A 12,017-nucleotide genomic window follows, 5' to 3' on the forward strand; every position below is an offset into this window, starting at 1 on the left:
GCCTACTTGGCCGCCCATGCCAAGGAATTCGCCATCCTCAAGCGTCCTCGTAAACCGCCCGCAAGCGCAGAGAGTTCTTGACCTCTTTGGAAGATTCTTAACTTGTAACTGATGGCTTTAGCCGTAACCCGCCATGGCGGCCCCACCGGGGCGGCGGGTTTATGCTTCGCTAACTCGCCCTACCGCCTTTTCGGTCAGGCATTAGGTGATTTCCGGCAACGCACTGATCCAGCAACGGTTCAGCCCCCCCACCCCAGCCCTCAATACTGTTGAATTAACGCGATGATGTGTCCAATGTATTTATATACTATTGAATTCGTTTAATATTAATTCTAGGACACCCCATCGATGGCGCCAATCTTGGTTTGAAAATCCATGCAGCTTTCCTCCCTTCTTGCGTCAAGAGTGATCCGCCATTTTGATCGGGGCGGTCATCGCTCGGCTGTTAACAGCCCTGATGACCGATCCGGATCATCCCGCAGGAGTCGAACCCCAATTCAAACATGCGGTGATCACCCTGGCCGAAGAAGCCTTTGTCCTGACGCCAAAATGTCCTGAACGGGCCCTGATGATCTTCACCGAACTCCTCAACGAGAGCGCCCGGGTGCACTATTACCGACCCAAAATCCCACGACCCTCGCAACCCCGTGTCTCCAAAAAAACCATTAACAAAGGGCAGGTTGATAAAGCCAAACGAATGGTAACCGCTTAATGGTCTGCATCAGCTTGTGCTGAATCAGTCAAGCCGTGGGATAGCTGACGCCTAAGTGGCGCTTCAAAGCCAGCGCCGATAACCCCGTTTTCACTTGGCTGATCAAATAGATGGCTAAAAACCAGAGGGTGAGCACCAGAGGGGTACTCTGGAACACGGTACCCGCGATCAGGGCGGTCTGCACCCGACAGCACTGGCACTGAAAGGTCTTACGTCCCCGCTGACGCAGGACATCATGACCCGCTTCACCACAGTGGGGGCAGCGAAACCCTTCCGGCCAGCGGGCGCGTTCCAACGCGGTTTCACCGTGGGTTTCAGCGCCGAACTGCTCAAGAAACGCGGGCAACGACAAGCCAGGTTGAAATTGGATGCGATTCATCGGCATGGGCCGACTCCAGTGGGAAGGGTTTGCCAGTTTGCTCCTGATTTGCAGGACAAAACAGGGCAGGCTGATGAATCTTGCTAATCAGGAAAAACTTTAGCTGATCGGGTGATAACATTCCTATCCTCGCTCCAGCCTTCCCTAATTCACGAGAAGTAATCCGATGACCGACTTTTGGATCGCGCTCGAACGTCATATCAGCGCAGTCACCGGCCAGCCCTTTACCCTTCGCCAGCGGCAACCCCTCGGCGGTGGCTGCATCAACCAGGCGTGGCGCGTCGGCGATGGCCAGCGGGCCTTCTTCGTCAAGGTCAACACCGCTGCCCGCCTGCCCATGTTTGAAGCCGAAGCGGCAGGTTTGGCCGAACTCGCCGCGACTCGAACCGTGCGGGTGCCCAAACTGATAGGCTATGGCGTCGCTGCCGGACAATCCTGGCTGGTACTGGAGTATCTGTCGCTGGTTGGCGGCGGGGCGCGGGCGATGGAGAAGCTCGGTCGGCAATTGGCCGCGCTGCACGCTCAGCCGCGAACGGGTTTCGGCTGGCATCGTGACAACACCATCGGCGCTACTCCCCAGCCTAATACTTATGGCGACGACTGGATCGAGTTCTGGCGTGAGCGGCGGCTGGGGTTTCAACTGAACCTCGCGGCCCGTAATGGCTACACCGGAGTTCTGCAACAGCAAGGCGAGCAGTTGCGGGTGCAGTTGGACGGGCTGTTTGTCGGCTGCCAACCGACTCCGGCGTTGTTGCACGGCGATCTTTGGAGCGGCAATGCCGATTGCACGGCGGATGGCGAGCCGGTGATCTTCGATCCGGCGGTTTACCAGGGCGACCGCGAGGCGGACTTGGCGATGACCGAATTGTTCGGCGGTTTCCCGGAATCCTTTTACGTCGCCTATCGGGAGGCGTTGCCGTTGGCTGCCGGCTATCCGCAACGGCGGACGTTGTACAACCTGTATCACATTCTCAACCATCTCAATCTGTTCGGCGGCGGCTACCGCGCCCAAGCCGAACAGATGATCGCTCAGTTGCTGGCGGAATTGCGTTAGACCGGATTTCGCATCTGATGACGATCCGGCGGGTTATCCCGTCACCAGCAACCGCCCCGCCATCAGCAGCACCACAAGCAGGAACACCGGGCGGATAAACGGCGCGCCATAACGGATTGCGCTGTGGGCGCCGATAAAGGCGCCGATCATTAATATCGCGCCCATGCTCAGGCCAATCGCGTAATCAACGTTTCCCAGAACCATAAAAGTCAACAAGGCGGCGATATTGCTGATGAAATTCATAAACCGGGCCACGCCGGCGGCGGCGACCACATCCAGTTGGAACAGCCTGATCGCCGCTACCATCCAGAATGCGCCGGTGCCGGGGCCGATGAAGCCATCGTAAAAGCCGATCAGCCCGCCTGTGATCAATTTGACGCCGCGCCGAATGGCAGGGGGCGGCAACGGTGGCTTCGGGTGGGTCGTGGCGGAAGCCGATCGACGGGGCCAGGCCAGATACGCCGCCGCCAACAAAATCGCCAGCGGTAACAGCTTTTTCAACACCCCGGCGCTCATCAAATAAATCAATACCGCCCCGATCAGCGCTCCGAAAAAAGTGCCGAAGCTCATCGCCCACCATAGCGCCGGTTTGAACAAACCCTTGCGAATAAAAGTCAGCGAGGCGCTGAAGGTGCCGAAAGTGCCGACCAGTTTATTGGTACCGATTACCAGATGCGGCGGCATTCCGATACTTAGCAGTGCCGGCATCACCAGCATTCCGCCACCACCGGCAATAGCATCAATGAATCCCGCCAGCAGGGCGGCAATGCCCAGCGGCAGGAGGGTGGCTAAATCCAAAGTGAATTCCATCGGTGCGGGCGGATTCAGAGGGTTATGCGGAAATCCGCCAAAGTGACCAACTGATTCAGAATGCGCGGCGAGGTCATTATCGATCAGGCAGCCGATCCAGAGCGGCGATGTCCTCGGGACTTAATGTCAGGTGGGTTGCCTGTAGGCTGTCGCGGATGCTGGCGACCTTACTGGCGCCGGGTATCGGCAGGATATGCTGGCCCTTGTGCAGCAGCCAGGCCAGAGCGATGCGCTGCGGAGTGGCTTCGTATTGGGCGGCCAGTTGCAACAATAACGGTTCCTGCGCAAGGCGGATATGGCTGTGGCCCCCGCCCACCGGACTGTAGGGGATGTAGGTGATCCGCCGCGCCTGGCAAAAGTCGATCAGGCCGTTACGGAAATCCCGCTTGTCGAAAAGATTGCAGCGATTCTGCACCGACGCAATCAGGGCAAGGCTTAATGCCTGTTCCAATTGCGCCGGACTGACATTGGAGAGGCCGATATAACGAATTTTGCCTTCTTCCTGCAACTTGATCAGCGCTTCCAGCGAATGGCGAAAATCCAGCTTGGGATCGACGGCGTGTAATTGATACAGGCCGATGCAATCGGTTTTCAGCGCTTGCAAGCTACGCTCGCAGGAGAGCCGCAGCCCGTTGGGATCGCCGTCCACGACCCAAGCCCCGCCCGGACGGCGCAATCCGCCTTTAGTGGCGACCATCACCCGCTCGCCAATACCCAGTTGGCTCAACGCCTGTTGAATCAGCCGCTCGTTATGGCCGATATCGTCATCGTCCAGACAGTACACGTTTGCGGTATCAATGAAGTCGCCACCGCCGGCGATGAAGGCTTCAATCACAGCGAAGGCTTGCGCCTCATCCGGTCGCCCGCTGATGGAGAGCGGCATGGCGCCCAAGCCAATTGCCTTGAATTTCAGTCCAGTGCTATTCAGTTCGCGTTGTAGCATCGGTTTATCCTCAAACAGAGTTCAACCCAACAACCGGATCAGAACACTCTCGTAAATCCGGCTTAACTGTTCCAAGTCAGCGATTGCAACCCGCTCATTGACTTTGTGAATGGTGGAGTTAAGTGGACCGAGTTCAATCACCTGTGCGCCAGTAGGGGCGATAAAGCGACCGTCAGAAGTGCCGCCACTGGTCGATAATTCTGCTGCCAACCCGGTTTCAGCGCGAATCGCCGCCATCGCTGCCGTCACTAAATCACCGGGCGGAGTAAAGAACGGCATTCCCGACAAACTCCATTCCAGATCATACTGAAATACTTGACCGGTCTTCACTTCCTCATTGAGTAAACCGGTCTCAATGATCAGTCGGGTGCGCTCCTTTAACTGTTCAATCGTCAATGTGGGCGAGAAGCGAAAATTGAACAACATTTCCAGATCGCCGGGAATCACATTGACTGTGCCGGTGCCGGAATGAAGATTGGAAATCTGGAATGAAGTCGGTGGGAAAAACGCATGGCCCTGATCCCAGATTTCATCAGCAAGAGCGCTAACAAGGGAGCCGGCGGCATGAATAGGATTTCGGGCCAGATGCGGATAAGCCACGTGACCTTGAATCCCGCGCAACAGCAGCCGACCATTCAGTGATCCACGCCGCCCATTTTTGAGGGTATCGCCCAGTTGATGAGCGCTGGACGGTTCGCCGACCAAACACCAGGTGATCTTCTCTCCTCGCGCTTGCAGTGCCTCGATCACCTTGATTGTGCCATTGACCGCTATGCCTTCCTCGTCGCTGGTAATGAGAAAGGACATCGATCCTTGCGGCTGCGGACAGGCCGCCAGAAACCGCTCGCAAGCAGTGATCATCGCCGCCAGACTGCCCTTCATGTCCGCTGCGCCGCGTCCGTAGAGATAGCCCTCGCGGATCTCCGGCGCAAACGGCGGTGATAGCCACTGCTCCAGCGGGCCGGGCGGCACTACGTCGGTATGGCCGGCGAAGGCGAACAGCGGTCCACTATCGCCATAGCGCGCCCAGAAGTTGTCCACCTCACCGAATCGCATCCGCTCGATCCGAAAACCGAGCGCCGCCAGCCGGATGATCATCACTTCCTGACAGCCCGCATCCTCCGGCGTAATCGAGGGCCGACGGAGCAGATCGAGGGCGAGTTCAAGCGTAGCGTCCATCAGTCGCGGAGCAATTCGTTCAGACTGACCCGGCTGCGGGTTTTCTCATCCACCTGCTTGATAATGATCGCGCAGTACAGGCTGTGGCTGCCATCGGCTGCGGGCAGTGCGCCAGGTACGACGACCGATCCGGACGGAATCCGGCCGTAACTCACTTCGCCGGTCAGCCGGTTGTAAATCTTGGTGCTTTGACCGATGTAGACGCCCATGGAGATCACCGATCCGCGTTCGACGATCACCCCTTCGACCACTTCAGAGCGGGCGCCGATAAAACAATCGTCCTCAATAATCGTTGGGCTGGCCTGCAACGGTTCCAGCACGCCGCCAATGCCGACACCGCCCGACAGATGCACACTTTTGCCGATCTGAGCGCAGGAACCGACGGTCGCCCAAGTGTCCACCATCGTTCCGGTATCAATACGGGCGCCGATATTCACAAAGGACGGCATCAGCACCACGCCGGGCGCAATGTAGGAACCTCGGCGGGCAGCGGCGGGCGGCACTACTCGAACCCCAGCGGCCAGGAAGTCGTTTTCGCCGTAGTCCGCATACTTGGGCGGCACCTTGTCGAAATAATTGGTATAGCCGTCGCGGATAATCACGCTGTCGTTCAAGCGGAAGCTCAGCAGCACCGCTTTTTTCAACCAGGTGTTGATCACCCAGTCGCCGGCGCACGGTTCGGCGACCCGCACCTTGCCCAGCTCCAGCAAACCCAGCACTTCTTCCACCGCCTCGCGTAATGCAACCGGCGCAGTCGCCGGATCGAGTTCGGTGCGCCGCTCGAAAGCATCTTCAATCATCCGCTGTAATTCAGTCATCAGGCAGCATCCTCAAGCAGGGGCGGGGATCTAAGCAGAGGCTTAGGCACAACCGCAAAAAACCGTCATAATAAGGGGGGATAAGTAAGGTGACCGGTCGCCATACGGACGACCCGAACTGAGGTTAAAACTGTACCACCTTAGGCCCACGAACGGCAGCGGGGGGCTGCCTTGGTCGCAATGACGATATCAACCCAATAAAACACAAATGAGGGTATTCGCTATGCCGAAAAAACCGCTGGTGAATCAGGACAGGCAGCAAAAACCGACCGTCGCCGAGTTTTCGCTCGCGGATGCTTCTAAAGCGGCGCTCACCCCCCCGGAACCCCAAGCAGCAGCGAAAGAAGTAGACGCTCCGAAAGCAGCGACCACCCAACCGGTGACAACCTCGCAACCACAGCTCATACCCGCTGTGGCCGATGGCCGCAGGCGGGTGATCATTGAAAAGGTGACGCCTGAAATTGACGGCGGGCGGTTTCCGATCAAGCGCACCGTCGGCGAAACAGTGGTGGTGGAAGCCGATGCCTTCACTGATGGCCACGATGCGCTGTCCTGCATCCTGCAATACCGCAAGGAAGGTGACGCTGCTTGGCAGGAAACGCCGATGCGCTTTCTGGTCAATGACCGCTGGCGCGGCGAGTTTCCAGTGCTGGAACTGGGTCGCTATCAGTACACCGTCACCGCCTGGACCGACGCCTTCAAATCCTGGCATCACGATCTCAGCCGCTGGGTCGAAGCCGAAGATATTGCACTGGCGCTGCGAATCGGCGCCGATTTGGTGACCAAGGCCAGTCGGCGCGCTACCGATGAAGACGCGCAGTGGTTGAAAAATCGCGCTGGAGAACTGGAGAGTCCGCAGGATTTGCCATACCGCCGGCAACTGGGGCTGGATCCGGAACTGGTGCGGCGGATGGAGCGCAACGCCAACCGGGCGCTGGCGCTCAGTTATAGCCAGGAACTGGGCGTAGTGGTGGATGATGAGCGCGCCCGTTTCAGCACCTGGTACGAACTGTTTCCACGCTCGTGCAGTCCGGTACCGGGTAAACACGGCACTTTTAAGGATTGTGAGGCGTGGTTGCCGCGCATCGCCGCAATGGGTTTTGACGTGCTGTATTTCCCGCCGATTCATCCGGTCGGGCGGGTCAACCGCAAGGGCAAGAACAATACGTTAACGCCTGGCCCCGACGACGTCGGCAGTCCGTGGGCCATTGGCGCGGCGGAGGGTGGGCATAAAGACATCCTGCCGGAACTGGGTACTCTGGCCGATTTCCGCCAACTGGTGCAGAAGGCCAAGGAACAGGGTATCGAGATTGCGTTAGATATCGCCTTGCAATGTGCGCCGGATCATCCCTACGTTCAGCAACATCCCGACTGGTTCCGCTGGCGTCCCGATGGCACGGTGCAATATGCCGAGAATCCGCCTAAAAAGTATCAGGACATCTATCCCTTCAACTTTGAGACCGACGACTGGCGGGCGTTGTGGGATGAAATCAAAAGCATCTTTGAATTCTGGATTGCGCAGGGAGTACGCATTTTCCGGGTAGATAATCCGCATACCAAGCCGTTTGCGATGTGGGAATGGCTGATCACCGAGGTGAAGAAAATCACGCCGAATGCTCTGTTCCTGGCGGAAGCTTTCACTCGACCCAAGGTGATGCACCGGCTGGCCAAGCTGGGTTATACCCATTCCTATACCTACTATGCGTGGCGTAACACCAAGTGGGAACTGATTGAATATCTGAGCGAACTGACTCAGACCCAGAGCCACGAATACTTCCGTCCCAATTTCTGGCCGAATACCCCGGACATTCTGACCGAGGCCCTGCAATTCGGCGGACGCCCCGTGTTCATGTTGCGGTTGGTGATGGCGGCGACCTTGACCGCCAACTACGGCATCTACGGGCCGGCCTATGAAATGATGGAGCATGTCGCGGTCAAGCACGGCAGCGAGGAATATCTGGATTCCGAGAAGTATCAGATCCGCTACCGCAGCATCGAGGAACTGAACGGGCCGAACAGCCTGCACGATTTCATTGCCCTGGTGAACCGCATCCGCCAGCGCAATCCGGCACTGCACGCCGACCACAGCCTGCGCTTCCACCAGACCGATAATGAGCAGATCCTCTGCTACAGCAAAACCAGCGCCGACCCGGCCAACCTCATTCTGGTGGTCGTGAACCTGGATCCCAATTACACCCAGGCCGGCTTTACTCAACTGGATTTGGAGGAGTTGGGTGTCGATCCCGACCAGCCGTTCCAGGTTCACGATCTCCTGACCGGCGCGCACTATATCTGGAATGGGCCGCGCAACTATGTGGAGCTGAACCCGCACCGGATGCCGGCGCATGTGTTCCGGGTGCATGGCGGGCTGCATAAGGAAAGCGACTTCGATACTTTTAGCGGCTAATACGAGCTGGATAACCGCCCCGACGGGGTCATCATCCCGCTTGGGGGTTTGTGTGAAGTACTCTCACTTGAAAGGAAGGATGTACCGCGATGAAACCACCCAAAATTCTGGCTTTCGTGATGGCGGGCGGCGAAGGCGCCCGCTTGAGTCCGCTGACGGCGTATAGCTCCAAGCCCTCGCTACCGTTCGGCAGCCGCTACCGCATTGTGGATTTCGTGTTAAGCAATTTGCTGAACTCTGGAATCCAGTCCATTTACATGTTGGTGCAGTACAAATCCCAGTCCTTGATCGAACATGTTCGTAAAGCCTGGGTGGTATCGCCGATGCGGAATGAAGAGTTCGTGACGGTGGTGCCGCCGCAGATGATGCGCGGCGGCGACTGGTTCATGGGCACCGCCGATGCCGTGTACCAGAATATCAACCTGATCCAGTTGCACAATCCCGACTTGGTGCTGGTGTTCGGCGCCGATCATATCTATCGGATGGATATTCAGCAGATGGTGGATTTCCACCGTGAACGCAAAGCCGACGTGACGGTAGCCGCGTTGCCGGTGCCGCTCGAAGAGGCCAGTTCCTTTGGCGTCATTGACACCGAGTCTGACGGCCGGGTCGCCGATTTTAAGGAGAAGCCCGCCAATCCCCCTCACATGCCTTCTGATCCCACCCGCGCTTATGCATCAATGGGCAATTATCTGTTTGATGCCAAGGTGCTGGTAGAGGCGCTCAAGCAGGCCAACGACCGCGACGAGCATGATTTCGGCCACCATGTGTTGCCGCATCTGAAGGATACCCACCGGGTATTCGCCTACGACTTCGCCACCAACAAGGTGCCGGGGACCAAGTCCTACGAGGAGCCGGCCTACTGGCGGGATGTTGGCACCCGGGACGCCTATTTCAGCGCTCATCAGGATTTGCTGGGGCTGACGCCGCGCTTCGATATGTTCAACCCGCAGTGGCGGATCTTTTCCAGTAACTATCAGGGACCGGTAGCTCGCCTGTTTGATGCCAAGGTTCATAACAGCGTGGTCGCTGCCGGCTCGATGGTGCGTCAGGCTTCGATCAGCAATACGATCATCCGGCGCGAAGTGATCATTGAGGAGGATGTCGAGATCGAGGACTGCGTGATTCAGGATTATGTCTGGATCAAGCGCGGTGCCCGGTTGCGGCGAGCAATCATCGGCGGTTACAACGTCATCGAGGCCGGCACCCACATCGGCTATGACCGCGAGCTGGACAGTCGCCGCTATCACGTCACCGCTGGCGGCGTTACGGTGGTGGGTCCCGGCGAGGTGACTTCGAGCATGCGGGCCTTCAGCGAGTAAAACCGGCGCTAAAGCTCCCCTCTCCTGATTCAGGAGAGGGGATTTAACCCCCATGATGCAAGCCCTGCGAACCTTCTTCCGGATAAGCCCCCATGATTCAATCCACCATGACCGTCTGGCCGGGTCGGCCGTATCCGTTAGGAGCAAGTTGGGATGGCGAAGGCGTCAATTTCGCCCTGTTCTCTGAACCCGCTGAACAGGTCGTGCTCTGCCTGTTCGACGCCAAGGGCAAACATGAGATCGCGCAAATTCCGTTGATCGAGCGCAGTGGCGGAGTTTGGCATGGCTATCTGCCCGAAGCGCGCCCTGACCTGCTGTATGGTTATCGGGTGCACGGACCCTATGCACCGGAGCAGGGTCACCGCTTTAACCCGCACAAACTGCTGCTCGATCCGTATGCGAAAAGCATCGTCGGCCCGATTCATTGGAGTGATGCCCAATTCGGCTACCGGATCGGCAGTCGCAACGAAGATTTAAGCTTCAACACCCGCAACAGCGCGCCGGGAATGCCCAAATGTCAGGTGGTGGATGCTGCTTTCATGTGGGGCGATGACCGTCCGCCGCACATTCCTTGGCACGATACCCTGATCTACGAGTTGCATGTGCGCGGCTTCACCATGCGTCATCCCGAGGTGCCGCCCCCTCTGCGTGGCACTTATGCGGGACTCGCCTGCGGGCCGGTGATTGACTATTTCAAAGCGCTGGGGGTGACCGCGCTGGATTTGCTGCCCATTCATTATTTCGTGGACGAGCGTCATTTATTGGATCGGGGGCTGCGCAATTACTGGGGCTACAGCCCGATGGGTTATTTCGCCCCGGACCCGCGCTATGCGGCCAGCGATCACCCGGTCAGCGAGTTCAAGAGCATGGTGAAAACCCTGCACTCAGCCGGGATCGAGGTCATTCTCGATGTGGTTTATAACCACACCGCCGAAGGCAACCAGTTCGGTCCGACCCTGAGTTTCCGGGGTCTCGACAACGCTACCTACTACCGGCTGGTGGCCGATCAGCCGCGCTATTACATGGATTACACCGGCTGCGGCAATACCCTGAACACCGCCCATCCCCAAGTGTTGCAACTGATCATGGACAGCTTGCGCTACTGGGTGCAGGAGATGCGGGTAGACGGCTTCCGCTTTGATCTGGCCGCTGCGCTGGCGCGGGGCGAGCATGAAGTCGATCAAGCCGGTGCATTCATGGCGATCATTCAACAAGATCCGGTGCTGTCGCAGGTGAAATTGATCGCCGAGCCGTGGGATGTGGGCGAAGGCGGTTATCAGGTAGGCAAGTTCCCGGTTGGCTGGAGCGAGTGGAACGGCAAATATCGTGATGTGGTGCGCGATTACTGGCGCGGCGAAGGCGGTTTAATCGGCGATCTGGCTTTTCGGCTGACCGGTTCTGCCGATCTGTATCAACACAACGGGCGCCGGCCACACGCCAGCATCAACTTCATCACCGCCCACGACGGTTTCACCCTGTACGATCTGGTCAGTTTCAACGAGCGCCATAACGAGGCCAACGGCGAAAACAACCAGGACGGTGAATCGCATAACCGAAGCTGGAACTGCGGAGCAGAGGGCGATACCAGTGAACCGGAGATTCTAGCGTTGCGACTGCATCAGCGCCGCAATTTCCTGGCCACCCTGCTGCTGTCGCAGGGCGTGCCGATGCTCCTGGCTGGCGACGAAGTGGGCCGCACTCAGCGCGGCAACAACAATGCCTACTGCCAGGATAACGACCTCAGTTGGTTCAATTGGGATTTAGCCTGGTTGCCGGAAAATCGGGAACTGCTGATGTTCACCCAACGGCTGATTCGCTTGCGCCAACGCCATCCCACCTTTCACCGTCGCCATTTTTTTCGCGGTATTCACGGCGACGGGGTGCGTGACATTCTCTGGTTCAATCCCGACGGGCGGGAAATTGACGACGACGAATGGAGCCACGACTACGCCCGCTGTCTGGGTTTGTACCTGCCGGGCGATGTGCTGGCCGAACAGGACGAACGCGGTCACTGGCTGCAAGATGACGATTTTTTGCTGCTGTGCAATGCGCATCACGAGGAAGTCCCGTTCGTGCTACCGGTATTGCGTGACTCGATGCTCTTTGAAGTACTACTGGATACCGCGTTGCCGCACGGCCAGCCGACCGAGAGTTCCTCTCACCCCCCCGAAGAATCGTATCCGGTACAGAGCCGTTCGTTGGTATTGCTGCGGCATCGCCGCCCGTCGCCGAGCTGATGGGAATAGGGTGTAGCACGGGCATCCTGCCCGTGTGTGAAATTGTAGGTTAGCTTGATCAGGAGTTATAGTCTTCCCAATTGATATCCATACATACATTAGACATTATCAGAAACTAAAATTTATGATATAATTTTATTATTAAATTTTGGAGAT

9 protein-coding genes and 1 pseudogene are annotated in these 12,017 nt (G+C 57.7%); 5 read left to right on the forward strand and 5 right to left on the reverse strand.

Features of this window, described 5'->3' with window-relative positions; genetic code table 11:
• Positions 1 to 457: 457 nt before the first annotated feature.
• A complete protein-coding gene (locus BN874_RS15790; protein ID WP_154724974.1) occupies positions 458 to 712 on the forward strand; it encodes a hypothetical protein in 255 nt (84 codons plus the stop codon).
• 31 nt (positions 713 to 743) lie between these two features.
• Here BN874_RS15790 and BN874_RS15795 read toward each other — a convergent pair.
• Positions 744 to 1,097, reverse strand: a pseudogene (locus BN874_RS15795) (transposase); the annotation flags it as partial.
• Positions 1,098 to 1,257: 160 nt separating this feature from the next.
• On the opposite strand from BN874_RS15795, the gene BN874_RS15800 reads away from it, so the two are divergent.
• Positions 1,258 to 2,145 carry a fructosamine kinase family protein gene (locus tag BN874_RS15800; RefSeq protein ID WP_034435182.1) on the forward strand — a complete coding sequence of 296 codons (888 nt, stop codon included), beginning with the start codon at positions 1,258 to 1,260 and terminating at the stop codon, positions 2,143 to 2,145.
• A 33-nt stretch (positions 2,146 to 2,178) separates the two neighbouring features.
• Here the strand turns inward: BN874_RS15800 and BN874_RS15805 are convergent, their stop codons facing one another.
• From BN874_RS15805 to dapD, 4 genes are all read right to left on the reverse strand, one after another.
• Positions 2,179 to 2,955: a TSUP family transporter gene (locus BN874_RS15805; RefSeq protein WP_034435183.1), complete on the reverse strand. Its 777-nt coding sequence runs from the start codon at positions 2,953 to 2,955 to the stop codon at positions 2,179 to 2,181.
• Positions 2,956 to 3,031: 76 nt separating this feature from the next.
• Positions 3,032 to 3,898 carry an aldo/keto reductase gene (locus tag BN874_RS15810; protein ID WP_034435184.1) on the reverse strand — a complete coding sequence of 289 codons (867 nt, stop codon included), beginning with the start codon at positions 3,896 to 3,898 and terminating at the stop codon, positions 3,032 to 3,034.
• 21 nt (positions 3,899 to 3,919) lie between these two features.
• The gene (dapE, locus tag BN874_RS15815; RefSeq protein WP_034435185.1) at positions 3,920 to 5,077 is read right to left on the reverse strand and encodes a succinyl-diaminopimelate desuccinylase; all 1,158 of its coding nucleotides are present in this window, start codon (positions 5,075 to 5,077) and stop codon (positions 3,920 to 3,922) included.
• Positions 5,077 to 5,895 (reverse strand): 2,3,4,5-tetrahydropyridine-2,6-dicarboxylate N-succinyltransferase, encoded by an 819-nt coding sequence (dapD, locus tag BN874_RS15820; protein WP_034435186.1) that lies wholly within the window; start codon positions 5,893 to 5,895, stop codon positions 5,077 to 5,079. The genes dapE and dapD overlap by 1 nt, the downstream gene beginning before the upstream one ends.
• A 223-nt stretch (positions 5,896 to 6,118) precedes the next feature.
• Between dapD and BN874_RS15825 the strand changes: the two genes are divergently transcribed.
• The 3 genes from BN874_RS15825 to glgX all read left to right on the forward strand — a co-directional run bounded on the left by BN874_RS15825 (position 6,119) and on the right by glgX (position 11,861).
• The gene (locus BN874_RS15825; RefSeq protein ID WP_081756447.1) at positions 6,119 to 8,302 is read left to right on the forward strand and encodes an alpha-1,4-glucan--maltose-1-phosphate maltosyltransferase; all 2,184 of its coding nucleotides are present in this window, start codon (positions 6,119 to 6,121) and stop codon (positions 8,300 to 8,302) included.
• A gap of 89 nt (positions 8,303 to 8,391) precedes the next feature.
• Positions 8,392 to 9,624 carry a glucose-1-phosphate adenylyltransferase gene (locus BN874_RS15830; protein ID WP_034435187.1) on the forward strand — a complete coding sequence of 411 codons (1,233 nt, stop codon included), beginning with the start codon at positions 8,392 to 8,394 and terminating at the stop codon, positions 9,622 to 9,624.
• Between the two features lie 92 nt (positions 9,625 to 9,716).
• Positions 9,717 to 11,861, forward strand: coding sequence for a glycogen debranching protein GlgX (gene glgX, locus BN874_RS15835; RefSeq protein WP_034435189.1), 2,145 nt, complete (start codon positions 9,717 to 9,719; stop codon positions 11,859 to 11,861).
• The last annotated feature ends 156 nt before the right edge of the window (positions 11,862 to 12,017 follow it).

The sequence above is a fragment of the Candidatus Contendobacter odensis Run_B_J11 genome (genome assembly GCF_000531125.1).
GTDB lineage: Bacteria > Pseudomonadota > Gammaproteobacteria > Competibacterales > Competibacteraceae > Contendibacter > Contendibacter odensensis.